The organism is Rhizobium anhuiense (assembly GCF_003985145.1).
In the GTDB taxonomy this organism is placed as follows: Bacteria; Pseudomonadota; Alphaproteobacteria; order Rhizobiales; family Rhizobiaceae; genus Rhizobium; species Rhizobium anhuiense.
The window spans coordinates 158,377-182,252 of record NZ_ML133523.1 but is presented as its reverse complement, the minus strand read 5'-3'; the positions used below and the strand labels follow the sequence as shown (position 1 = coordinate 182,252).

The following is a 23,876-nucleotide window of genomic DNA, read 5'->3' as shown; positions in this document are numbered from 1 at the left end:
ATGGGCTCCAATCGTCGGCGCTACAAGTCGTGGCGAAGTGGCGGTCCGGCTGAGATCGCAAAGAGGCGCACGATCGCACAGCGCGGCGCGGGCATGTCCGGGCGGCTGGGCGCCTCCGGACAGGATTGCGCTTTTACCTCAACCATCGCTTCGATCAGTTTCAGCCGATCGAATTTCCGCCGTTGATCGTCATAGAGCCTGCCCAACAGCGCGTAGGCCGGTCCCGCGGGACTGCCCTTGAGCGACAGTCTCCTGACCACCGTTTCCTGATCGGCAACGCGGCGCGCGGCCTTCACGACATGGCGACGTGCCAGCTTCAGGTCTTTCGGGCGGTATCGGGTCGAGACCATGAGTTTTGCTTCCCCAGTCATCCGGCAACACCAGGACGATGGCCGTTTCAGCTTGCCGGCGCGATGCTTTCCAGCGATTAGCGAAAATCTTCGGCCCTGAGCGTGAAGTTGTTGCCACGCCGATGCTGATAGACTCTCGATGCGGCTTCCTGAATCGAGGAGCGCGCGGCATCGAAGGCATTGAGGTAGGCGGCCTCGGAAGAGTCTCGCGTGATCGCGCTGCCGAGGGCCGCGTCTTCGACCAGAAATCTGACCTCGAACATGCCGTCATAGCCGGTGAAGCGGACACCTTTTCTGGCTTCGTCGAAGCTACGGCTTCTGTTGGGAAAAATAAGTGCCATTGCGGTTGTCCTTGGAAGTGGGCACGAGCCGATGTGAGGACCTCGGGCCTGGCGATGATAATGGATGCACGATGGCGATCAGCCTGCCGGCCTGTCCGGCCGTCTGCAGGTCTTAATGGATGGTCTGCACGATGACCCGGCTTTCAAGCAAGGCTTCCGATGTCTTGATCAAGCGCATCGTGCCCGTGATGACCTCATCCGAATAGAGAGAATCGGCACGGGAGATTTCGTCCGTCATATCGTGGAGAACTTTGTTGATCTCCAGCAGAGGCGGCACGAATTCGACCAAACCTGCTGCTGCCAGCCCGTGCGTTAGGCGCGCGATCGCTTCTCTCAGGTGATTGACGAGCGCACGTCTTTCCACCGCCATTGCTGACGGCTTTGTGAGGGTCGCTTCATCGTTGAACTGCATGATGCGTATCCTCCTCTATCTAAAATGGGTTCCGCCACGGCTTTATCAATGGCTACATCAATGGCTATTGGCGAATGAGGTTGCGGTCAGGTGGCAAAGAGCGCAAGCTGATCCATCGGCGGGCACGATACGGGCACCGCTGCTTGGGGCGCGCCAGTGAATACTAGCGCCAGTAAACCCTAGCCCCAACGAAGGAGGACGCCATGTCTTCCACATCTGATCAATTCTTCGATATCGACAATTTGAGGATGCTCGATCGCATTCTGCGAAAGGCCGGCTTTCGCGGCGGCGAAACTTACGCGGCCGATGATGCTGAGATCAGCGCGACGAGTTTTCTCATTCATTGTTTCCAGACGGGCATCGTCGATGAGGCCGCGCTGAAATCGGCTCTGAAAATGTATCTGGCAACGCAGCTGAGTTCCGGTCCGCTTCCTCAGGCGATGGAGGATGGCTCTTTTGCAAGATGGCAGGATGACGGCGGCGCCCCGACGAAAGCCTATCGGATCGCGCGCTATACGGCGCCTGGGCCCACGACCGCATCGCTACGGCCATTGGGCTACCGTTTTCCCAAGACCAGACTGCCTGAACGCGTGTTCGAGATCCCCTGAACGGATCTTGCAGCGACGTCCCCCGGCTAGCCCGGTCGATCGTCGCGATGACATGACGAACAAGGAAGAAGACATGCCTCGCAATCACGCCGATCAAAGGGACGGGATCGGGAAACGCAAGATCACCGCCGTGCGCAAAAGCGCATCGGTCAGCCCGACTGCCGACGATCTGATAAGCCAGGCCCGTCACGCCCGGTCACCGTCGGCGGAGCAGGGGATTGATAGCCCTGATGACCAGGCCTATGGCGTGGCCCGCACGCATAAAGGTCCCTTCGACAACGCGACGGCATTCAGCGCTCCCACTTACGAGCATGATCTGCCGACGCGGCAGCAATTGGAGGCCGCGCAACGCAGCCAATCCGATGCGATCAAGCAGCAAGAGGCAAACCGCCAAAAAGGCAAATCCCGCATTCGCGCCAAGGCGACGAAGCTGAAATCTCCCTGAGCGGAAATGGAACGGAGCGGGCTGCCGGTCCGTCGAAAAGCCCGCTCCAGGCAGGCTTCTCATTTCATGGCACAGCTCAGGCGACCTCACGCAGCCCCAAACGGCACGGCGACGAAGGTCTTGTTGCCGTCGCGGCCATCTTAGGCCGCGGTAAAGGGCACGGCGACAAAGGTTTTGTTGCCGTCGCGTTCGACGAGCAGCAGCACCGATTTGCGGCCTGATTTGCCGGCCTCCGCAATCGCGGTCTTGACGTCGCGGGCATTGTGGACCGGTCTGTCGTTCACCGAGACGATGACATCGCCGGACTGAATGCCGGCGGCGGCGGCCGATTTGTCCGGGTTGACGTTGGCGACCACCGCGCCGCTGATCGAGCGCGGCAGGTTGAGCTGCTGGCGCACGTCGGGCGTGAGGTCGGCAAGGCCGATGCCGAGGCTCGGCTGGCCGCTGCTCTGGCCTTGAGTGTCGGGGCTTTCGGCTGCGGCTTGTTTCTGGCCGGCCTCATTGGTGCCGACGGTGACGTCGAGATTGATCGTCTTGCCGTCGCGCCAGATGCTGAGGGCTTCCTTGGCGCCCGGCGAAAGGTCGGCCACCAGCCGCGACAGGTCCTTCGGGGTCTTGACGGTCTCGCTGCCGACCGAAGTGACGATATCGCCGGGCTTCACGCCCGCACGTGCTGCGGGCGTATCGGCGGTGACGGCGGCAACCAGCGCGCCGCCTGCCTTATCGAGGCCGACGGCATCGGCGACATCCTTGGTGACCGGCTGGATCTGCACGCCGAGATAGCCGTGATCGATTGAGCCGTCCTTCTGCAGCTTGGCGACGATTGCCTTGGCCTCGTCGGAAGGAATGGCGAAGCCGACGCCGACGCTGCCGCCGTTCGGCGAATAGATGGCGGTATTGATGCCGACGACATTGCCGCTGCGGTCGACCAGCGGCCCGCCTGAGTTGCCGTGGTTGATCGGCGCGTCGATCTGGATGAAATCGTCATAAGGCCCGCTGTGCAGGTCGCGGCCACGCGCCGAGACGATGCCCGCCGTCACCGTCGTGCCGATGCCGAAGGGGTTGCCGATCGCCAGGATCTGGTCGCCGAGCTTCAACCTGTCGGAATCACCCCAGGCAATGGTCTGCAGCGGCTTGCCCGCCTCTATCTTCAACACGGCGACATCGGATTTCGGGTCGGTGCCGATCAGCTTGGCCGGCAGTTCCGTGCCGTCATCGAGCGTCACCTTGATGTCGACGGCATTGTCGATGACATGGTTGTTGGTGACGATCACGCCGTCGGGGCTGATGATGAAGCCCGAGCCGAGCGCCATCGCCTGCTGCGAGGGCCGGTTTTTCGGCGCCTGGCGCGGCAGCGGGATGCCCTGATCCTCGAAGAACTGACGGAACTGCTCGTCCATCGGCGACTCCTGCTGATCGGCGCTGACATTGGTCGCCTTCATTGTCGTGGTGATGGTGACGACGGCAGGCTTGTCGGCATCGACGATGGAGGCGAAGGAACCGCTGGGGGCGAGAACGCCGCCGGCATCCGAAGGCGCGGCAAAGGCGCTGGACGAATTGATCGTAAAGGGCAGGCATGCGGCGCCGGCGATGATGGCGGCCCCGACAAGAGCTGCGGTGCGATGTTTGTGGAGGATAGGTGACATGGCGGTGATCCCTTGGACGGTGGTCCCTTGCGAGAGCGTTGGTTTTGGATGGCGTCGTGGTTCCATGTCCTGGGACCTGGCGTCGGATGGCGTTTGGCGCCAATTGCTTTCATCGCAGCGCAGTCGTCGGGGGGACGGCGACCGGGCGAATGGAAGAATTCGCGCTCGGGATTCATATGATCGCGGCCAGCGGATTTACAAATTAAATATTGATCATGTTTATATTGCCGATTTGTAAGATATGACGGGGATTTAATCTTCGCTCCGATGCTTTCGGGCTGGCTGACGCTTCCGGAAATTCCGGCCGGTTTTGCCGCGCCCGAGTATCCTCCGCGACATTTTCATTCGAAAATAAATGGACTTATTCCAGGGAGTGGTGATCCGATCGCCGCAGATGCCCGTAATTTGCCGACGGACAATCCTGCTGCTGTTTCTGGACGTTGTTTCCCCGGAACCTGTTGCTCATACAAAATGTTAGTAGACTCTAAATTATTTCTTCTTCAGAAAGTGAAAATCGCGAATCGAAGGCAGGTGAGTCTCGCGTGCAGCATATGAGGGATGATGGGCAAGTCAGTGGGGCCGGGGCGGAAGGCCAGGCGCGGCGCGCATGTGAAGTTGAGCGATGTGGCGAAAAAGGTGGGGGTCAGCCCCATCACCATTTCGCGCGCGCTTCGCAATCCTGAAATCGTCTCGGAGGATCTGCGCGAGACCATCCTGCGTACGGTGAGCGAGATGGGTTATATCCCCAATCTCGCCGCTCGCGCGCTCGCCGGCCGCCATAACGGCGTCGTCGGCGTCATCACGCCCGCTTTGCACCAATACGGCTTCGCCGACCTGATGATCGGTATCGAGACTCGCTTCCGCGACGCCGAGTTCACCGTTCAATATTCCAGTACGCTGCACCATGCCAAGGGCGAGGCCGGCCTGCTGAAATCCTTCCTGACACAGAAGCCGGCCGGGGTGATCATTGCCGGCGCCGAATCCTATAGTGATCTTCTGCCGCTGATCGGCAATGCTGCCTGTCCGATCGCCCATATCACCGATCTCAGCCAGGAGCCGGAAAAGCTGGTCGTCGGCCTCGATCATCATGCCGCCGGCGCCGAACCCACCCGCTTCCTGTTGTCGAGGGGCTATGAAAGGATCGGCTTCATCGGCCGCGGCGGGGATGTCCGCTCGCGCCGCCGCATACAGGGTTATGAGGCTGCGATGCGGGAAGCCGGGCGTTTCAACCCGGATCTCGTCATCGGCGGGGATGCGGCAAGCCGCATCGGCCTCGGCAGGGAGTTGTTTTCCCGGCTGTTGCAGCGCGTGCCCGATATTGATGCCGCCTTTGCCCAGAGCGACGAACTGGCGCTTGGCGTCCTCATCGAATGCAAAGCGCGCGGTATCCGCGTGCCGGAGGATGTCGGCATCTGCGGTTTCAACGATTTGGAATTCTCTTCCTTCACCGAGCCGACGCTGACGACGGTGCACTTACCGCGTTACGATATCGGCTATCGCGTCGCCGACATGCTGCTGCGCGCCATCCGCGACGAACCGCCAGGCGAAGACAAGGTCAACTGCGGCTTCTCGATCATCCCGCGCGGCTCGACGCGCTAAGCCGGTCCGATCTGCCGAATGAAATGCGACGGACCTGTCGTAGGCGCGAACTAGGCACAGATCAGATTATTCCCTATACGGAGGGAATGATGATCACTGTGCTGAAAAATGGATAACACAGGACTGTCTCTCGACAGAATGCGCACATTTGTCCGCGTCGCCGAACGCGGCAACCTGTCGATGGTCGCAAGAGAGCTAGGTATCGGTCAATCCACCGTGACGCGACACCTCAATGAACTTGAGGAGGCTGTTGGCGTCCCGCTTCTCAGCCGAACCACGCGTCGCGTGACCCTTACGGACGAAGGTAGTCGCTATTATGCGAACTGCCTTCAGATACTGCGCCTGGTCGAACAGGCCGCTGAAGAAGCGAGAGATGCCCGTCAGGCGCCTGCCGGTGCTGTTCGACTTTCTTGTACGGCTGCGCTCGGTGTGATGCACGTCACGCGCCTCATCTTTGAATTCCAGGACAAGCATCCGGACATCAGAGTCGACCTCAACCTGACGGACGAGCGCATCGACCTGGTTCGCGAAGGTGTTGACGTGGCACTTCGTCTTGGACCTCTCGCGGACAGCGCGATGAAACTTCATGCGCTCGGAGAAAGCCATCGGCTGCTGGTGGGCGCTCCGACTTATTTGTCCGTTCACGGACGGCCGCAGCACCCTGCCGATCTGTCACGCTACGAAACCGTCGTGATGTCCAATGTGGCGGGGAGCGATCGGGTCGTTCTTTCCTCTCCCGATGGCACGAGCCTGATAATCCCGGTCAGTGGAAAGCTGCGCGTCGATCACGGGCTTGCGGCGCGCGAAGCCCTTGCCGCCGGACGCGGCATTGGTCCTACACACCTCTGGCTGGTCCACGATCTTCTGGATGACGGCAGGCTCGAGGTCGTGCTTGGCGACTATCGTCCTTCGCCGGTTCCTCTTAGCTTGCTGATCGTTCCGGAGCGTGCGGCCATTGCCCGTGTCCGTCTTCTCGTCGACTTTCTTGTCGCCGAGGTTTCCAAATTGCCGGGAATCAGGCCCTCGTAAGTCTTTGTTTTTAAAGATATCGTTATCGCAAAACCGCTGCACAGTTTTGCGCGACATGCCTCAAAGTCCGAAGAATCGCTTATCGCCACGCCACCCCGTCGTCCTGAGATATTGTTCCCAGTTGAGCGTGTCGGGGTTCAGGCGACGGCTCCAATCGAGGTTGTGCTCCTTGCCGAAATAGCCATATTCGACAGCATATTCGACCATTCCCAGAAGCTCTCGAACGAGAAGTTCGTTGGCCGCAAACTCTGGAAAATAGTGCAGCAGGCCATCCCGGGTGAAAGCGTTTCGATATTCGGCCTTGAGGCCGGTCACGCGCTGAAAGGTTTCGACCATCTCGCGCGGAGAAATGATGTCGCCAACGATCGGCAGCGTTTTGCCGTTATAGCGCTCGGGGTTTGAGAAAATTTCGAGGACGACCGGCCCGGTCGCCGTCAGCGGATCGACAAAGGGCGCTCGGAAATCTTCAGGCAGATAAACCGGCAGGAGCAGCGTATCACCCTCCAGGCGAGGCACGTAATATTCGAGAAGATTCGTGTAGAAGAATGCCAGCATGACGAAGGAATGAGAGATCTGCAGGCCGCGAATATAATCTGCGACGCGCGCTTTGTCGGTAAAATGCGGCGCATACTTCGTCCCACCGGTAATCTTGTCGACATCCTCAAGCGTGCTGAAAACAATATGCCCGACGCCGGCCTCGACGGCGGCATCCGCCAGTTGCCGGCCGAGAGGAGCCTCGATGGTTGCTGGCGGGGCAATCGGCGGCGTCATCAGAAATGCGCCATCGGCGCCTTGGAAGGCAGCGACGAGGTCCTTTTGACGGCCAAGTTCGAGAGGGACGGCCACGATTTCAGCGCCGCCTTCCTCTAGACGTAACGCTTCGGGCGAATCCTTCGTCCGGGTTAAAGCACGCACCCGGAAACGTTGGCTCTGAAGGAGTGTCGCGGCGACGCTGCGCCCCTGTTTGCTCGTTGCGCCGGCAATCGCGATAAGTGGCTTTTCATGTGCGGACATAGAGCTTCAAACCTTTCCCTTTCATTTGACGCCGACTGCGGTGCAAGGCGTCATTTTGCGGGAGGGCGGTCGGCCTGTGCCGAGAGCCCACCTCAATGGCGGGCACCCTATCTCAACAGGTTCTATGGCTGTAGATATCTGAAATACATAACATAATGCCATTTTATGGATAAATGGTGCCGTCCAAGCGTCGTCGAAACCCGCCCCGAGGACGGAAGCGCCGACAGCGATCCATAGACTCTGCCGGCGCTCTTTCTCTGAGCAATCAAGGTATCAGCAGAATACTGCCCGCCGAGCGTCCCGATTCCATCTCTTCGTGGGCCTTGGCAACATCGGCCAAACAATACTCAGCACCGATCTGCGAAACGATCCCTGTTTCCATCGCCCCGACGGCAGCCAGAGCCGCCTCGCGATATTGTCCGACGTCGGTGCACCAGGCCATGATGCTCGGATGGCAGAGCGCCTTGCCCGGACGAAGTTCCTCGACAGGTACCGGTGGAATAGCTCCGGCCGCCTGACCGATGGTGACGGCCATGCCGAATGGCCGGACAGAGCGTATGCTTTTGAGAAGTGTGTCGCCGCCGATCCCGTCATAGGCGACGTCGACCCCGAGTCCGTTCGTGAGCCGCTTCACCTCGGCGACGATATCGGCGCCTCGTCCAACAATAAGGTGATCGGCCCCATAAGATGCGGCGAGTGCGGCCTTTTCCGAAGAGCTGACCGTCCCGATCACGGTGGCATCGAGCGATCTCGCCCAGCGAACGAGGATGCTCCCAAGCCCACCCGCAGCGGCATGGATCAGAACCTGAGTGCCTGCGCGCACATTGTAGGTCTTTTTCAACAGCATGTAGGCGGTCATGCCTTTGAGCAGCGAACTCGCTGCCGTTTTCGCTGAAACGGCATCAGGAAGTTTTATCGCCCTTTCAGCGGCAATATTCCTGGTAGAGCGATAGGCGCCAACCGGAGGCCCTGCATAGGCAACGCGGTCACCTTTTTGGAAGATGGAGACGCCAGGACCGACATCGTCGACGATGCCTGCCGCCTCGGCACCGATCACCGCGGGGTAGGAGGGCATGGGGTAGATGCCCTTGCGGTGATAGACGTCGAGAAAGTTGGTTCCGATCGCCTGATGACGGATCGTTATCTCGCCATCACCGGGAGGCTGACAACGGTGATGCTCAACGCGGAACTGGGTGACGTCACCGGGGGCGTCCAGCCATATGATTTGGTCAGTCATCTCGTGCTCCTTCATGGGCACAAATTAACCGGTGGCCTGATGTGTGAAAATTCCCTACTGTTTCACAATGATTGGGAGAGAATTCACAAAGATCGATTGGGACGACCTTCGGCATTTCCTGGCGCTCGCGCAGTCGGGAACGTTGCTTGGCGCCGCAAAGCAACTCGGCGTCGAACATGCCACGATCAGTCGGCGGGTTTCGTCGCTGGAAGCCAGCCTGGGGCGCAAGCTCGTAGACCGCCGCGGGCGGCGCATCATTTTAACCTCGGACGGAGAGCAGGTCGCCAGGCACGCAGCTCTTGTCGCGGCGCAGACTGCGGCAATCGAGCAGCTTGGTCGAAGCAGCGCCACGGAATTGCATGGCCATGTGAGGATCAGCGCGCCTCCCGCTCTCTCAAGCGTGCTCCTGGCAAATCCGATCGCGGCCGTCAGGCGAGACCATCCGGGTGTTCAGATCACGCTCGTCGGAGAAAAGCGCCTGGCGTCCCTGAACCGACGAGAGGCGGATATCGCCGTGCGCATGTCGCGCCCCGAGGACGGCGATTACGCCATCGTCAAGCTCGGCGAGACAAGCTTCCATCTCTACGCATCACAGACCTATCTCGAAACGGTTCCACCGTCGGACTGGACCTTCATCGGTTACGACGAAACCATGAGCGCCTCGCCGCAACAATTGCGACTGATCGAGCTGGCCGCCGGCCGGCCGATCGCCGTCAGATCATCCGTTCTGGAGTTTCAGGCCGCAACCGCAAGACTTGGCGCCGGTGTCGTCATGCTCCCCGATTTCGCCGTCCCGGAGTCCAGCGGTCTCCAGCGCATTGAGAACGAACAGGCTTTGACTCGAGAGGTCTGGCTGGTTGTCCATTCTGACATCAAAGACGTCCCCTCCGTCCGCGTCGTCGTCGATGCGCTGACAACCGCTCTCGGGAAATAGTCAGGTCAGTTGGCTGGGTCGCAAAGCGCCAGAAGCGATGGCTGCCCTCTTACGGTCTCACGGGACCGATCAGCCCTGCAGCCAGAAGCACGCGTTCAGCCACCAGCCACACGGCACCGCGATCAGCCCTCATCCCCGAGGTGCGGAGGCCAAGGGCCGAAGCCTCGAAGGACGGGGGCGGGTGCTGAGCAGCCACCGTCATACTGCCGGAGCACATACGTCGTTTTATCAATAGGTTACGGTGTGCCTGGACACCAGATGGTAACGCGAAATCATTAGGTTTTCTTGAAAAGTGTCCAGACCTATTTAACTCGCTCAGACAGCCCGGCCTAACCCCTTTTGGCGATATTGACTCCGATCTGCATCCTGCCAATCTGCATCCATACGTTGGAACCAATGGGAGGTTCTTGTCTTGGATGCAGTATACCCTGGGCATGAAGCAAGCGCTCACGATATTCTGGAACTGGCATCGCATTACCGAACGGCCGCGACTTTGCTTGGGGAATGCTCTCCTCGGGGCAAATCGCTGTCGCACGCTCCGCGCCGGTTTCTGGCCCTCCACTCGATCGAGCTCTACCTGAATGCGTTTCTGCTCGCCAAAGGGCGTGACCCTAAGATGATCCGCGGCCTTCACCACGACATTGGCGAGCGATCGCGATGGGCGAAGGAAGCGGGTTTAATCTTCCGAAAGCGAACGGAGGAACACTTGGCGACGCTGTCCTCCAACAGGGAATATCTCGTCACAAGATACGATCCGGCCGCCGCGCTATCGCAGGTCAACCGAGTGATGGCGACGCTCGAAGAGTTATCGCAGAAGGTGAGGAAGGTCATCGACGTGGATAAGTCGAGCAACGGCAAAACAGCCGGTCCAAACCTGGGAGCATCGGCGATTCGTGCGATGACGCGTTGATGGAACCGGGCGTTTCCAACGCTTGAAGCGAACGGCGCAGGGCACCACCCATTACCCCGGAAGAGATGCCGGCGACCGTGTTGTTGGTCTCCGGGTCGATCAGGATGAAGGAGCCGGAATTGCGGTTCTGCTCATAGGGGTCGATGATCGCCGCTTCGTCGAAGACGAGCCGGACTTTGCCGATGGCGTTCATGTAGAGCCGCTGGGCGGCGTTCCAGCTGCCGGTCTTCAGCTCCAGATCGTTGTCAATGCACGACTTGGGAAGCTGCCGACATCAATTCCTGGGAATTCAGTGCCTTGAATGTCTGGAGCCCAGCCTCCAGGACTTCAGTGAAGCTCCAGCGTACGATGCCCTCCCGGTCGATGAGGAACTGACCGACAAGCTGCCCGTGGTCGGCAGTCATCATCTGCTGATCGGCTTCCGTAATTTGATATCCTTCCTTCTCGTTGATGAATTCGTCCATTGCCATCACGCTCATAGGCTCGGGCAACTCGCCCGGCAGATCGATCCGTATTGCCATGACCGTGTCGATCCCGACCTCGCGTAGGCCGAAGGCTTGGTGCGAAGCCCTTATCGGGTCGGAAGCGGCAAGAAGATCGGGTATCGGATGGTAGCGGAAATAGAGCCGCGCGCGTTCGACCGGGGTGTTTACCACCGCCAGGGATTGGACGCCTTTCTCACGCAGCATCGGGTTGAGATATGCCATGGCCGCGACATGGCGCCGGCAGAACGGGCAATGCAGGCCCCGAAACAAACCGATCAGCAATGGGCTGCGGCCACGAAAATCATCAAGTGCGATCTTCCCCTCGCTCGAGATCGCATCAAACACAACGTTCGGGACCCGGTCGCCCGGTTGTAGCGGATGGTCGACATGGCTCGTGGACATTGGACAACCTCCTCGCTCGGGGATCAGTCGAGAAAAGGCGCCGAGTTAGTGCATCGAGGTCGAGATTGAGCGCTGCAAGGCCTGACCTCTCGTCTTACCGCACCGCCTGGATCCGATTTAAGAATGGCCCCACATTGGCCCGCGGGCAAGCGGAAAACAGCGAATCGTGAATTGGAAAAGTCCGTTTTCTGCAAACTCTGAATTTTTTAGCGGCCGCAGAGGCCGACACAGAAAATTGAGCTGGGGAAGCCCCTATCGCAAAGTCTCAGGTTCTGATCGGTTCTTCGCCGTTCGGCAGGGAGTCCGCCAGCCGCAGCCAGAGGATTCGGCCTCGGTAAGGGGCCAATCTTGCTGGCCCCTATCCCTCATCAGATATCGCTTGCGGCGCTCGACCAGAGATCAGCCGCTTCGGCGGCCGTCATGCGCCGTACCTCGGCCTCATGGCTGCGGCTGGCGAAGAGTTCGCTTGCCATGATCTGCTCGGCAAGATCGGCCGGAAGCGAGAGGATGACGCGGGCTTCGCCATTGTGGAGGCCGCCGAGTTCGGTGCGCTTGCCGGTCACCATGCCGCCGGCGACCGTATTGTTGGTCTCCGGATCGATCAGGATGAAGGAACCGGAAAGCCGGTTCTGCTCATAAGGATCGAAGATCGCCGCTTCGTCGAAGACGAGCCGGACCTTGCCGATGGCGTTCATGTAGAGCCGCTGGGCGGCGTTCCAGCTGCCGGTCTTCAGCTCCAGCTGGCTGAGCGGCTGCACCTGCACACGCTGGCGGCGGCTGCCGCTCTTCAGCCAGTAGCGCTTGCCGGGCTCGATGCCCTCGGGCTGGAGTGCGACGATCTGCGCGTCGAAGGCAAGGCCGACCTGCGGCTGGGCGTCGATCGAGACGATCATGTCGCCGCGCGCCACATCCACCTGGCGGTCGAGCACCAGCGTGATCGCGTCGCCGGCAACGGCGGCATTGCGCACGAGATCGAAGGTGACGATCTTGGAGACGTTGGCGACCATGCCCGACGGCAGGATCATGACGCTGTCGCCTGGTTTGACCGAGCCGCCGGCAACCGTGCCCTGATAGCCGCGGAAGCTTTCGCCGGGACGCGAGACGCGCTGCACGGAAAGACGGAAGCCGACCGTCTGCGACGAGCGCACGGTCGCAAGCTCCAGCGTCTCCACCAGCGTCGGGCCGCTGTACCAGGGCATGGCGGCCTGGCCGGGATAGACGACGTTTTCGCCCTTCAGCGCAGACATCGGAATGGCGGTGATCTGCTTGACGCCGAGCGACAGGGCAAATTCCCGGAACTCGTGGCTGATCTTGTCGAAGCCGGCGCGGTCGTAGCCCGTCAGGTCGATCTTGTTGACGGCGAGCACGAACTGCTTGATCCCTAGCAGCGAGGCGATCGTCGCGTGGCGGCGCGTCTGCTCGAGAATGCCGAAACGCGCGTCGACCAGCAGGATGGCGAGATCGGCGGTCGAGGCGCCGGTCGCCATGTTGCGGGTATACTGCTCGTGGCCGGGCGTATCGGCGACGATGAAGGAGCGCTTGTCGGTCGAGAAGTAGCGATAGGCGACATCGATGGTGATGCCCTGTTCGCGTTCGGCCTGCAGGCCGTCGAGCAGCAGCGCGAAATCGGGCAGGCCGAGATCGTTCTGCTTGCCGGTGGAATCGCGCTGCAGGGTGGCGGCCTGGTCTTCCTTGACCGCCTTGGTGTCCCAGAGCAGGCGGCCGATCAGGGTCGACTTGCCGTCATCGACGCTGCCGCAGGTGATCAGGCGCAGCGGGCGCGAGTCGCGCAGAGCTTTCTGCTGCTCGGCGGCGGGCAGGTTGACGACGGTGGCGGCCGAGACGGCGGTTTGGGCTGCGGTCATCTCAGAAATATCCTTCACGCTTCTTCTTTTCCATGGAGCCGGACTGGTCGCGATCGATGGCGCGGCCCTGGCGTTCGGACACAGTTGCAATTTCGAGTTCGGCGATCACCTCTTCGAGGGTGGTGGCCTGGGAGCGGATGGCGCCGGTCAGCGGGAAGTCGCCGAGGGTGCGGAAACGGATCATGCCTTCCTGGCGGACCTCGCCGGGCAGCAGCTCCAGGCGCGGGTCTTCGGCGAGGATCATCATGCCGTCGCGCTCCACGAACGGACGCTTCTTGGCGTAGTAGAGCGGCACCAGCGGAATGTCCTCGGCCTGGATGTAGCGCCAGATATCGACTTCGGTCCAGTTCGACAGCGGGAAGGCGCGCACGCTCTCGCCCTTGCGGATCATGCCGTTATAGATGTTCCAGAGTTCCGGCCGCTGGTTGCGCGGATCCCAGCGATGGTCGGGCGTGCGGAAGGAATAGATGCGCTCCTTGGCGCGGCTGGCTTCCTCGTCGCGCCGCGCGCCGCCGAAAGCGGCGTCGAACTGGCCGGCATCGAGCGCCTGGCGCAGGCCTTCGGTCTTCATGATGTCGGTGAAGGCCGCCGATCCATGGGTAAAGGGCGTGATGTTTTCGGCAGCACCGCGCGGATTGATGTGCTCGATCAGATCGAGATCGTATTTCTTCGCGGTCTCGTCGCGGAAGGCGATCATCTCCCTGAACTTCCAGCCGGTATTCACATGCAGCAGCGGGAAAGGCACGCGGCCGGGATAGAAGGCCTTGCGCGCCAGATGCAGCAGCACCGAGGAATCCTTGCCGATCGAATAGAGCATGACGGGACGCTCGAATTCGGCTGCAACCTCGCGGAAGATATGGATGGATTCGTTTTCCAGCGCCTTCAGATGCGGGTCGAGCGGCGCCTTGGCGCTCTGGGGATTGCTGAGTTCCGTATCGAGACGGCTATCGGGCATGTCTTACTCCAGACTGTCGGTCGGTCGTTTGCGGCTCACCGCAAACAATTCCTTGATGTGGCTTCCCCAAGAATGTTGCTTTCCCTGGGAATGTTGGCTTTCCCAAGGCTGCGGCGGTCGCCGCGCCTTGATTTTTGGGAAAGCCGTGGGGTGATTTACTGTGCGGCGATCGCCGCGGCCTCTTCGGCGACATGCAGGCCGCATTCGCGCGTTTCGTCCTGCTCCCACCACCACCGGCCGGCACGTTCCGGCTCGCCGGGCTTGATCGCCCGCGTGCAGGGCTCGCAGCCGATCGAGGGATAGCCGCGCTGATGCAGCGGATTGACCGGCACGCCGTTTGCGGAAACGAAGGCCTTGATCGCCTCCAGGTCCCAATCGGCGAGCGGATTGACCTTCAACAGGTGGCGTTCGGCATCATACTCGGCAAAGGGCGTTTCCGCGCGGTTGGCCGATTGGCCGCGGCGCAGGCCAGTGATCCAGATCGCAGCACCCTCCAGCGCGCGGGCAAGCGGCTTCAGCTTGCGCACGCCGCAACAGGCATGCCGAGCTTCGACGCTCTCGTAGAAACCGTTGAGGCCGTATTGCGCCGCATAGGCGTCAATATCGGCCTTCTCCGGCTCGAAGCGGTGGATGCGGATGTCGTACTGGTTCTCGGTCTCGTCGATCAGCGCCAGCGTTTCGGGAAACAGCCGGCCGGTCTGCAGCGTCGCGACATCGATCGGCAGGCGGTGCGTGCCGATCTCGGCGGTGATCACCTGGTCCTCGATGCCGAGTGACGTCGTGAACACCACGCGGCCGCCGAGGCCGGAGACCAGCGACAGACGTCCGGCAAGGTCGAGGCCCGCCAGCCTGTCATTCAGCGCCTTGGCTTCCGCAATCGGCCCTTCTTCCAAAATTGGATTGATAGCAGTCATGAGAATCCTGTCCTTCGTTGACGGGAGTATCGCAGTTCATACGGGGATCGGACAGAAAAAGGGATTTCGAAAGCTGCGGCCGGAGGAGCAAATATCTCTCCGAAGCTGCCGCGATGCAGAAAAGCAGCCGCATGCGGATGAAAATCCACATCGGCAGCTTGAATGTCTATAGAAATAGTAGAGTTACACGCAGCCTGTCAATCCGAAATCTGAAGTGATGCCGAAAATGGTGCGGAAGGCGCGGTTTTGGCATAGATTAAGAGAGCTTGGCCGAGAGCAAAAAACAAGGCCAAAACGCTTGTCTCTCAAGGCTTTCTCCAGCGCGTTCAAATTCGGTTCATGCTGGTTGTGCCATAGAGGTGAAAGTACTTCCGTAGCAGTGCGGAAATTCGCGCTGCCTGTGTGTGTCGATGGTCAAAAATGATTACGCAAAAGGCGAAATATGCGCTGCGGGCGCTCACGGTCTTGGCTGACGCCGATGCCGGAGAACCGGTGATGATTTCCGATATCGCGGCGCAACAGAAGATCCCGAAGAAGTTTCTCGAACAGATCCTGCTCGACCTGAAACATCACGGCGTCGTCGCCAGCCGCCGCGGCAAGCAGGGCGGTTATCTCCTCCTCAAGCCCGCCCACACGATCACTTTCGGTGAGATCCTGCGCATCATCGACGGCCCGATCGCCCCGCTTCCGTGTCTCTCGATCACCGCCTATCGCCAGTGCGACGATTGCGACGGCGAACAGAACTGCCAGATCCGCCACGTCTTCGCCAAGGTCGCCGACGCCACCCGCAAGGTGCTGTTCTCGACGACCATCGCCGATGCCGTCGCTCCAAAACACAGCGCCGAAGTCACCCGGCTGCTGGCCTGAAGATCGCGCATCTTTCTTCAAGATTTGGTGAAATCCCTTTTCTTCCAGCCGGCATGCTCCACCTGCCTGCCCATAGGGTAGGGAGGACATCATGTTCAGAATCTCAGCACAGCGCATCATCGCTGCGGCCATGCTGTCGACGGCTTTCGCCACCGGCGCCATTGCCCATCATGGCTGGTCCTGGGCCGAGGCGGATCAGATCGAGCTTGCCGGCACCATCGAGAAGATCTCCATGGGCGGGCCGCATCCGACCCTTGACGTCGCCACCGCCAATGACGGCGTCTGGCTGGTCGAGCTCGGCAATCCGCGCCAGACGGAACGCTCCGGCTTCGTCGAAGGTGTCGCCAAGCCCGGCGATAAGGTCGTGGCGCTTGGAAACCGTTCGCAGGATCCAAAGGAGAAGCGGCTGAAGGCGGTGCGCCTCACCATCGGCGAAAAGCGCTACGATATCTATCCCGACCGCATCAAGACGAACTGACCCGGGCCAACCGAGCTGTGATCGACATTCTCGAATGGCTGTCAGCCACGGCACCTGCGGCCGCGCTCCGGCGCTCCGGAACGCTCTACATGTTCGTCAACGCCGCCCATATCCTGGCGATCGGCCTTCTCGTCGGCGCCATCCTGCCGCTTGATCTCAGGCTCGCCGGCTTCTTCCGCAGGGTGCCGGTCGAGATCGTTGCGCTGTTTCTCTCCCGCTGCGCCGGCATCGGCCTTGCCGCGGCTCTTGTCACCGGCTTCTGCCTGTTCAGCGTCCGGGCGGTCGAATATGCCGGCAATCCCGCCTTCCTCGCCAAGCTCGGGCTGATTGCCTTCGGATTACTCAACGTGCTCGTGGTGCATACTGGGCAGGGTTGGCGAACGGCAATCACGGCCGGCATTCTGCGCCCTGCCATAAAGGTTTCGGCGGCTCTGTCGGCGGTGACATGGATCGCCGCACTTGTGGCGGGACGCTGGATCGGATTTCTCTGATGCGATTCGGCGACAAGGGCGGGGGTCAGCCTCTCAGCACGCGCCGCGCCTCGTAAGCTTCCAGGAACTCCGGAGAAGCGACATCATCGGCCAGCGCGCGAAGCGCAGAAGCGGAACGACCCAGGACCACCTCAACGCGTTGGTTAGCGTCAGCCCACAAGACCAAGGCCTCGTGCAGACGATGCTCACCAGACGTCGTCAGCGTCGCATGCTTCGTGCGGCCATCGTGTTCGTCCGGCATGAGCCCGACCAGTCCGTCCCGGACCAGCGGGCGAAGTGCGTGGGTCAACGCGGAGATGCTGACGGCGAGGCGCTCGGCCAGGGATTGCAGGGTAGGCCATTGATGGCCGCCTTCGCGCAACGCAGCTATCTGGGTCAGAAGCCCGACCTGGGTGGCCTTCAGGCCGGTTGGCGCTACCGCATCGTCATAGAGCTGGCCTAGTCGCCGTGACGCGCGTCGAAGAGCGGTGTTTGTGCACACAAGTTCGGACAGGAGTTCGGGCGGGCTCAGCCTGCCCCCACGCAGTTCCTCTCCAAGATTGCCAATCGAAAGTTTCTTACCCATCTCGCCAAAATAGTTGAGCACTCAGCCATTGACAAGGGTCAGATCTAGCCATACTTAAACTTGAGCACTCAACCAAATAGGAATTTGACATGTCTGTATCGCTTAAGCCTGTTGCCGTCGTCACCGGCGCCTCTGCCGGCATCGGCGCTGTGTACGCCCAACGCCTTGCCGAACGGGGCTATGACCTCATCCTCGTAGCCCGGCGCGCCGATCGTCTGAAGGCGCTCTCGGCCAAACTGGACGCTGCCCACGGCACGACAGTCGAGGTCGTGGAAGCAGACCTCACGAAAGATGCCGACGTGACCCGTGTCGAAAATATGCTGAAGGCGAATTCGGCGATCACGCTCCTCGTCAATAACGCCGGCAACTCAACGCTGGCTCCGGTGGCCCAGACCTCGGAGGAAGACGCGGCAGCGATGATCGCACTCAACGTCACCGCGCTCTCGCGCCTGACGCGTGCCATTCTGCCCGCATTCCTCGACCGCAACGACGGCGCGATCATCAATGTCGCTTCCGTCCTGTCCTTCCACGCCCTGCCCATCAGCGCGATCTACAGCGGCACCAAGGGCTATGTGATGAATTTCAGCCGGGGCCTGCAGCAGGAACTGGCTGAGACCAATGTCCGTCTGCAACTCGTCATGCCGGCAGCCACGGCGACCGAACTCTGGGATTTGTCAGGCGTGCCGCTGGCATCGCTCAAGCAGGCGACGGTTATGACATCCGAAAACCTGGTCGATGCGGCCCTGGCCGGTTTCGACAAGGGCGAAGACATTACGCTGCCATCCGTTGCCGACGCCACTCTATGGGATAAGTTCGACGAAGCCCGATCCGCGCTCTTCGCCGCGACGCAGACCGGTGAACCTGCGCCCCGTTACCGCGCCGTCTAAGTATCCGAGGGATCGACCGCACGGAGTAACGCCTGCGCCGGCCGGCGTCGGAGGAGCCGTGCGGGAGATCGATATTCATCTTAAGGAGATCCCCTTGCCCAGCTTATTCGACCAATACACGCTGAAAGGCGTGACGCTCCGAAACCGGATCGCAATTTCCCCCATGTGCCAATATTCCGCGATCGATGGCCTTCCCAACGACTGGCACAGCGTCCATCTCACAAGCTTGGCGCGCGGCGGCGCCGGCCTCGTCAACGTCGAAGCCACCGCCGTCTCCCCGGAGGGCCGGATCACGCCGGGCTGCACCGGTCTTTGGAATGATGACCAGGCAGAGGCCTTTGCGCCGATCGTCGCCGGTATCGAAAAGGCCGGCGCGGTCGCGGGGATCCAGATCGGCCATGCCGGCCGCAAGGGCAGTGCAAACCGTCCTTGGGAAGGTGACGATCATATCGCCGACGGCGATCCCCGCGGCTGGGACACCATCGCACCATCCGCCATCGCATTCGGCGGCGGCTTAAAGAAGGTGCCGCGCGCCATGACGAAGGCCGACATCGATCGCGTCCGTGGCGACTTTGTCGCTGCGGCGATCCGCGCGCGTGACATCGGATTCCGCTGGCTCGTGCTGCATTTTGCGCATGGCTACCTCGGCCAAAGCTTCTTCTCGTCGCATTCAAACCAGCGTGACGACGAATATGGCGGCAGCGCCGATAACCGCGGACGCTTCCTCTTGGAGACGCTGGCGGCCGTTCGTGAGGTCTGGCCCGAGGATCGTCCGCTGACGGCTCGCTTCGGCGTCATCGAGTTTGATGGCCGTGACGAGGAAACCCTGCAGGACGCGATAGAACTCGTCGGAAAATTCAAAGTGGCCGGCCTCGACTTCATTGACGTCAGCCTCGGTTTCTCGACCCCCGCCGCCAATATTCCCTGGGGCCCGGGGTTCATCGCGCCTTACGCCGATCGGGTCCGGAAGGCGGCAGCCCTGCCCGGTGCGGCGAGTTGGAACATCACTCAGCCGGAGCAAGCGGACGAGCTCATCCGAAGCGGACAGCTCGACCTGGTGATGGTCGGCAAGGCGATGCTCGCCGATCCGCATTGGCCCTACGCGGCCGCGCGCAAGCTCGGTGTCGAGCGTCCGTCCTGGACATTGCCTGCCCCCTACGCACATTGGCTCGCCGCCTACCGCACTGCCTGAGTGATCGGGGCTCTCGGACTCGTTGAGGGCCCCTCGTTCTCTTCGCTTTGAAAAAACGCGAAGCACGGCCGCTGATTCACGGTTGCGATGTCATAGACACATCGCGCCTCACGTCAGACGGTTGAGCCGTGGCCGGAGCAGGATTTCCTTGATACGACATCTCAGGCACGTTCACCGCGACAGCGACGGTTCGGGCGAACGTGTCGGGACCGACGATCTTGCTTACGAATTCCGTCGTGCCGGCCTGAATGTCCTTCACTGATGTTGGTTTCTCATCGGTCGCTGACGGCCGCGCGCGGATTGATCCACGGTTCCTGGTTCGAGCGTGCCAGCGGCTGTTTGCCGAGGATATGGTCGGCCGCCTTTTCTCCGGTCATGATCGACGGCCCGTTCAGGTTGCCATAGGTGACGTGCGGGAAGATCGAGCTGTCGGCGACACGCAGGCCGTCGACGCCGATCACCCGCGTTTGCGGGTCGACCACCGCCATCGGATCGTCCTTGGCGCCCATGCGGCAGGTGCCGCAAGGGTGATAGGCGCTTTCCAGATGTTCGCGCAGGAAGGCGTCGATTTGTTCATCGCTCTGCACGCCTTCGCCCGGCTGGATCTCCGGGCCGCGATAGTCGTTGAAGGCGCTCTGGCCGAAGATCTCGCGGGTGAGGCGCACGCAGTGGCGGAATTTTTCCCAATCCTCGGCATGGCTCATATAGTTGAAGCGCAGCACCGGATCGGCCTTGGGGTCTGCGGAGCGCAAGCTCACGCTGCCGCGCGATTTCGACAGGTTGTAGCCGACATGGACCTGGAAGCCGTGGCTTTTCGCCGCCGCCTTGCCGTCATAGCTGATCGCCACCGGCAGGAAATGATACTGGATATCGGGCTGCTTCAGCCCCGGTGCCGAGCGCAGGAAGGCGCAGGCTTCGAACTGGTTGGAGGCGCCGAGACCGCCACGCGAGAGCAGCCATTGCGCGCCGGCCACGCCCTGCCAGAACCATGGTAGCCACGAATAGAGCGACACCGGCTTGGTGCTCACCTGCTGGAAGTAGAATTCCATATGGTCCTGCAGGTTGGCGCCGACGCCCGGCCGGTCGGCTTTGACTTCAATGCCCATGTCCTGCAGATGGCCGCCGGGACCGATGCCCGACAGCATCAGGAGCTTCGGCGAATTGAAGGAGGAGGCCGAGACGATCACCTCGCGGTTCGCCTTCACCACCTCGATCTTGCCCTTGCGTTCGATCTCGACGCCGGTGGCGCGTCCGTCCTCGATCACGATCTTCCGCGCCAGGCCGTAGACGATCCCGACATTATCGCGCTTCAGCGCCGGTTTCAGATAGGCATTGGCGGCAGACCAGCGGCGACCGCCGAAGATGGTCTGCTCCATCAGCCCGAAACCTTCCTGCTTGCTGCCGTTGTAATCCTCCGTCGTCTCGAAGCCTGCCTGTTTGCCGGCCTCGATGAAGGCGCGGAACAGCGGATTGGTGAAGCCGCCGCGCTGCACGTGCAGCGGCCCGTCCGTGCCGCGCCAGCCCTCTTCGCCGCCATGCGAATGCTCCATCCGCTTGAAATAGGGAAGCACGTCGGCATAGGCCCAGCCGCTGGCGCCGAGTTCCTCCCAGCGGTTGAAGTCTTCGGCATGGCCGCGCACATAGACCATGCCGTTGATCGAGGAGGAGCCGCCGATTACCTTGCCGCGCGGCGCGGTGATGCGCCGGTTGTTGAGGTTTGCCTCCGGCTCGGAGAGATAACCCCAGTTATACCGCTTCATGCTCATCGGCCAGGCAAGGGCTGCCGGCATCTGGATGAACGGCCCGAAATCGCTGCCGCCCGCCTCGATGACGAGGACGCTGTTCTTGCCGTCTTCCGACAGGCGATAGGCGAGGGCGGAACCGGCCGACCCCGAGCCGATGATGACGAAATCTGCTTGTTGCATGACGTTCCCTTAGATTCTTTGCAACGGTTCCGAAGACCCCGGACATTAAGACCCCGCCCCAAACCCCTCCCCACAGGGGGAGGGCTTAACTTGCGGCACTGCCTCACCTCAAAATCAGCGCCGTAAGCGATGCGATGGAAGGAGGGCAGAACCGGTGCCCCGGATTGGCCCCTCCCTCTTGTGGGGAGGGGTCTTCACTCCTTCAATAAGGCGCCACCACCGGGCCCATGCCGACATAGACCGTCTTCAGCTCGGAATAATGCTCCAGCGCGGCCAGCGAATTCTCGCGGCCGAAGCCGGATTGTTTCGAGCCGCCGAAGGGGATTTCCACCGGGCAGAGATTGTAGGTGTTGATCCAGAGCGTGCCCGCCTCCAGCCGGTCGACGACGCGGTGGGCGCGGGTGAGGTCGGCGGTGAAGACGCCGCCGGAAAGGCCGAATTCGCTGGCATTGGCCCGCGCGATCACCTCGTCCTCCGCGTCGAAATCGAGCACTGACATGACCGGCCCGAAGATCTCCTCGCGGGCGATGCTCATGTCGTCGGTGACATCGGCAAACACCGTCGGCTGCACGTAATAGCCTTCGCCGGAGACGTTGTTCGGAATGCCGCCGCCGGCAATCAGCGTTGCGCCCTCGGCCTTGCCCTTCTCGATGTAGGAGATCACCTTCTCGCGCTGTGCCCAGGAGACCATCGGGCCGATCTGCGTCGCCTCGTCCATCGGATCGCCGATCAGCATCGCCTCGGTGCGGGCCTTCAGCCGCTTCAGGAACTCGGCTTTGATCGTCTTCTGTACGAAGACGCGCGTGCCGTTCGAGCAGACCTGGCCGGTCGAATAGAAATTGCCGAGCATCGCGCCCCCGACCGCCGAATCGAGATCGGCATCGTCGAAGACGATCAGCGGCGACTTGCCGCCGAGTTCCATCGTCACATGCTTGAGGTTGCCGGCCGCCGCCGCCGCGACCCTGCGGCCCGTCGGCACCGATCCGGTCAGCGATACCTTGGCGACGTCGGGATGGTTGACGAGCAGCGGCCCGGTGTCGCGGTCGCCCTGGATCACATTGAAGAGCCCCTTCGGCAGTCCCGCCTCATAAAGGATCTCGGCGATCTTCAATGCGCCGAGCGGCGTGTTCTCGGACGGTTTGAACACCATGGCATTGCCGCAGACAAGCGCTGGTGCAGCCTTCCAGCAGGCGATCTGCTGCGGATAGTTCCAGGCGCCGATGCCAACGCAGACGCCGAGCGGCACTCGCTTGGTATAGGCAAAGTCCTGGCCGAGCGGGATCTGCGAACCGTTGAGACCGGCCGGCGCAATACCGCCGAAGAATTCGAAGGCATCGGCACCCGAGGTCGGGTCGGCGACGATTGTCTCCTGGATCGGCTTGCCGGTATCGAGCGTTTCCAGTTCGGAGAGTGCCTGGTTTCTCTCGCGCATGATGTCGGCCGCCCGCTTCAGGATGCGCCCGCGCGCCATCGGGCTCATCGCCGCCCACTCCGGTTGGGCGCGTTTGGCCGCCGCGATCGCCCGCTCGACGATCGCAGGCGTTGCGGCATGCAGCCGGGCGATCACTTCGCCGGTCGCGGGATAGAGGCTCTCGATGACGGTGCCGTCGGTATCCTCGACATATTCGCCGTCGATGAAGTGCGAGGCTTTCGGCTGGGCTTTCATGTCATTTGTCCTTGGGTGGTTCGATGGGGTCGTCCCTTCTCCCCTCGGGAGGAAGGGGAGGCGGTGGCCAGGAGCGCATTCAGGTAATCCTCGGTCAGCGCGATCGAGGCTTCGATGCCGATCGGCGCTGATTTCAGACTTTGCCTGATATAGAGCCCGTCGATCATCGCCGCAGCGCCTTCGGCGATGCGTTCTGCGGCGTCAGCCGGCAGGAGTGCTTTCAGATCGGCCAAGAGATTGGAACGCAGCCGCCGGGCATAGATCACCAGGAAACGGCGGGTCTCTTCCGAGCGCTGCGCTTCGGCGTAGAAGGCGAGCCAGGCGGCAATCGTCTCCGGCGCGAACTGGTCGGCGTGGAAGCTGACGCGGATGACGGCCGAAAGCCGCGCCCGCGGCGTTCTGGCCGCCTTGAGTGCTGCCACCGTATCACTGCGCAGCTGTCGGAGAAGCGAGCGGATCGTCTCGATCAGCAATTGCTCCTTGCTGCCGAAATAATGATGCGCCAGGGCTGGCGACACGCCGGCCTGCCGGGCAATGTCGGACATGGTGACGGCAAGCGAGCCGTGATCGCCGATCACCCGCAGCGCCGCATCGACAAGCGCCTTGCGGCGCACCGGCTCCATTCCGACCTTTGGCAAGCTGCCAGCTCCTGTAAAAAT

Annotated in this window: 24 protein-coding genes and 1 pseudogene; 10 read left to right on the top strand and 15 right to left on the bottom strand. The window is 61.4% G+C overall.

Annotated elements, in window-relative coordinates; genetic code table 11:
• Window positions 1–20: 20 nt before the first annotated feature.
• The 3 genes from EEQ99_RS11380 to EEQ99_RS11370 form a co-directional block, all read right to left on the bottom strand.
• The gene (locus tag EEQ99_RS11380; RefSeq protein WP_244604793.1) at window positions 21–350 is read right to left on the bottom strand and encodes a hypothetical protein; all 330 of its coding nucleotides are present in this window, start codon (window positions 348–350) and stop codon (window positions 21–23) included.
• Window positions 351–427: 77 nt separating this feature from the next.
• The gene (locus EEQ99_RS11375) at window positions 428–691 is read right to left on the bottom strand and encodes a DUF1488 family protein (protein WP_047614145.1); all 264 of its coding nucleotides are present in this window, start codon (window positions 689–691) and stop codon (window positions 428–430) included.
• A 112-nt stretch (window positions 692–803) separates the two neighbouring features.
• Window positions 804–1,103: a hypothetical protein gene (locus tag EEQ99_RS11370; protein ID WP_028757657.1), complete on the bottom strand. Its 300-nt coding sequence runs from the start codon at window positions 1,101–1,103 to the stop codon at window positions 804–806.
• Window positions 1,104–1,306: 203 nt separating this feature from the next.
• Between EEQ99_RS11370 and EEQ99_RS11365 the strand changes: the two genes are divergently transcribed.
• Together EEQ99_RS11365 and EEQ99_RS11360 are read left to right on the top strand one after the other, a co-directional pair.
• Entirely contained in the window at window positions 1,307–1,711 is a 405-nt protein-coding gene (locus tag EEQ99_RS11365; protein ID WP_028757658.1) for a hypothetical protein, read from the top strand.
• Window positions 1,712–1,763: 52 nt separating this feature from the next.
• Window positions 1,764–2,156: a hypothetical protein gene (locus EEQ99_RS11360; RefSeq protein WP_097630590.1), complete on the top strand. Its 393-nt coding sequence runs from the start codon at window positions 1,764–1,766 to the stop codon at window positions 2,154–2,156.
• Window positions 2,157–2,296: 140 nt separating this feature from the next.
• Here EEQ99_RS11360 and EEQ99_RS11355 read toward each other — a convergent pair whose 3' ends face one another.
• A complete protein-coding gene (locus EEQ99_RS11355; protein ID WP_063476597.1) occupies window positions 2,297–3,802 on the bottom strand; it encodes a DegQ family serine endoprotease in 1,506 nt (501 codons plus the stop codon).
• 561 nt (window positions 3,803–4,363) lie between these two features.
• Between EEQ99_RS11355 and EEQ99_RS11350 the strand changes: the two genes are divergently transcribed.
• Window positions 4,364–5,401, top strand: coding sequence for a LacI family DNA-binding transcriptional regulator (locus EEQ99_RS11350; protein WP_048338313.1), 1,038 nt, complete (start codon window positions 4,364–4,366; stop codon window positions 5,399–5,401).
• A 108-nt stretch (window positions 5,402–5,509) separates the two neighbouring features.
• Window positions 5,510–6,430 (top strand): LysR family transcriptional regulator, encoded by a 921-nt coding sequence (locus tag EEQ99_RS11345; RefSeq protein WP_047614154.1) that lies wholly within the window; start codon window positions 5,510–5,512, stop codon window positions 6,428–6,430.
• A 60-nt stretch (window positions 6,431–6,490) separates the two neighbouring features.
• On the opposite strand, the gene EEQ99_RS11340 is transcribed toward EEQ99_RS11345, so the two are convergent.
• Window positions 6,491–7,444: an NmrA/HSCARG family protein gene (locus EEQ99_RS11340; RefSeq protein ID WP_127430431.1), complete on the bottom strand. Its 954-nt coding sequence runs from the start codon at window positions 7,442–7,444 to the stop codon at window positions 6,491–6,493.
• A 265-nt stretch (window positions 7,445–7,709) separates the two neighbouring features.
• Window positions 7,710–8,681 (bottom strand): quinone oxidoreductase family protein, encoded by a 972-nt coding sequence (locus EEQ99_RS11335; RefSeq protein ID WP_047614487.1) that lies wholly within the window; start codon window positions 8,679–8,681, stop codon window positions 7,710–7,712.
• A gap of 67 nt (window positions 8,682–8,748) precedes the next feature.
• Here EEQ99_RS11335 and EEQ99_RS11330 point away from each other — a divergent pair, with 67 nt between their 5' ends.
• On the top strand, window positions 8,749–9,615 hold the full coding sequence (locus EEQ99_RS11330; RefSeq protein ID WP_188947077.1) for a LysR family transcriptional regulator: 867 nt from the start codon (window positions 8,749–8,751) through the stop codon (window positions 9,613–9,615).
• A gap of 977 nt (window positions 9,616–10,592) precedes the next feature.
• On the opposite strand, the pseudogene EEQ99_RS11320 reads toward EEQ99_RS11330, so the two are convergent.
• The 5 genes and pseudogenes from EEQ99_RS11320 to EEQ99_RS11300 form a co-directional block, all read right to left on the bottom strand.
• Window positions 10,593–10,763, bottom strand: a pseudogene (locus EEQ99_RS11320) (elongation factor 1-alpha C-terminal domain-related protein); the annotation flags it as partial.
• Window positions 10,764–10,770: 7 nt separating this feature from the next.
• The gene (locus EEQ99_RS11315; protein WP_063476602.1) at window positions 10,771–11,412 is read right to left on the bottom strand and encodes a peroxiredoxin-like family protein; all 642 of its coding nucleotides are present in this window, start codon (window positions 11,410–11,412) and stop codon (window positions 10,771–10,773) included.
• 368 nt (window positions 11,413–11,780) lie between these two features.
• The gene (gene cysN / locus EEQ99_RS11310; protein WP_063476603.1) at window positions 11,781–13,277 is read right to left on the bottom strand and encodes a sulfate adenylyltransferase subunit CysN; all 1,497 of its coding nucleotides are present in this window, start codon (window positions 13,275–13,277) and stop codon (window positions 11,781–11,783) included.
• A gap of 1 nt (window position 13,278) precedes the next feature.
• A complete protein-coding gene (gene cysD, locus EEQ99_RS11305; protein WP_047614166.1) occupies window positions 13,279–14,232 on the bottom strand; it encodes a sulfate adenylyltransferase subunit CysD in 954 nt (317 codons plus the stop codon).
• 155 nt (window positions 14,233–14,387) lie between these two features.
• Complete coding sequence (locus EEQ99_RS11300) at window positions 14,388–15,146, bottom strand: phosphoadenylyl-sulfate reductase (protein WP_047614167.1); 759 nt, start codon at window positions 15,144–15,146, stop codon at window positions 14,388–14,390.
• A 420-nt stretch (window positions 15,147–15,566) separates the two neighbouring features.
• Between EEQ99_RS11300 and EEQ99_RS11295 the strand changes: the two genes are divergently transcribed.
• The 3 genes from EEQ99_RS11295 (at window position 15,567) to EEQ99_RS11285 (ending at window position 16,982) form a co-directional block, all read left to right on the top strand.
• On the top strand, window positions 15,567–16,013 hold the full coding sequence (locus EEQ99_RS11295; RefSeq protein WP_047614168.1) for an RrF2 family transcriptional regulator: 447 nt from the start codon (window positions 15,567–15,569) through the stop codon (window positions 16,011–16,013).
• Window positions 16,014–16,104: 91 nt separating this feature from the next.
• Complete coding sequence (locus tag EEQ99_RS11290) at window positions 16,105–16,491, top strand: DUF6152 family protein (protein WP_025554871.1); 387 nt, start codon at window positions 16,105–16,107, stop codon at window positions 16,489–16,491.
• A 17-nt stretch (window positions 16,492–16,508) separates the two neighbouring features.
• Window positions 16,509–16,982 (top strand): DUF6644 family protein, encoded by a 474-nt coding sequence (locus tag EEQ99_RS11285; protein ID WP_097630600.1) that lies wholly within the window; start codon window positions 16,509–16,511, stop codon window positions 16,980–16,982.
• A 25-nt stretch (window positions 16,983–17,007) separates the two neighbouring features.
• Here the strand turns inward: EEQ99_RS11285 and EEQ99_RS11280 are convergent, their stop codons facing one another.
• Complete coding sequence (locus tag EEQ99_RS11280; RefSeq protein ID WP_063476605.1) at window positions 17,008–17,547, bottom strand: MarR family winged helix-turn-helix transcriptional regulator; 540 nt, start codon at window positions 17,545–17,547, stop codon at window positions 17,008–17,010.
• Window positions 17,548–17,636: 89 nt separating this feature from the next.
• Here EEQ99_RS11280 and EEQ99_RS11275 point away from each other — a divergent pair, with 89 nt between their 5' ends.
• Both EEQ99_RS11275 and EEQ99_RS11270 read left to right on the top strand, forming a co-directional pair.
• Window positions 17,637–18,434 (top strand): SDR family NAD(P)-dependent oxidoreductase, encoded by a 798-nt coding sequence (locus EEQ99_RS11275; RefSeq protein ID WP_127430429.1) that lies wholly within the window; start codon window positions 17,637–17,639, stop codon window positions 18,432–18,434.
• A 94-nt stretch (window positions 18,435–18,528) separates the two neighbouring features.
• A complete protein-coding gene (locus EEQ99_RS11270) occupies window positions 18,529–19,626 on the top strand; it encodes an NADH:flavin oxidoreductase/NADH oxidase (protein WP_063476607.1) in 1,098 nt (365 codons plus the stop codon).
• Window positions 19,627–19,898: 272 nt separating this feature from the next.
• Here the strand turns inward: EEQ99_RS11270 and betA are convergent, their stop codons facing one another.
• The 3 genes from betA to betI all read right to left on the bottom strand — a co-directional run bounded on the left by betA (window position 19,899) and on the right by betI (window position 23,840).
• Entirely contained in the window at window positions 19,899–21,551 is a 1,653-nt protein-coding gene (betA, locus tag EEQ99_RS11260) for a choline dehydrogenase (RefSeq protein WP_063476608.1), read from the bottom strand.
• A gap of 202 nt (window positions 21,552–21,753) precedes the next feature.
• Window positions 21,754–23,217, bottom strand: coding sequence for a betaine-aldehyde dehydrogenase (gene betB, locus EEQ99_RS11255; protein WP_127430428.1), 1,464 nt, complete (start codon window positions 23,215–23,217; stop codon window positions 21,754–21,756).
• Complete coding sequence (gene betI / locus EEQ99_RS11250) at window positions 23,214–23,840, bottom strand: transcriptional regulator BetI (protein WP_127430605.1); 627 nt, start codon at window positions 23,838–23,840, stop codon at window positions 23,214–23,216. Before betI ends, betB begins: the two co-directional genes overlap by 4 nt.
• Window positions 23,841–23,876 lie beyond the last annotated feature (36 nt).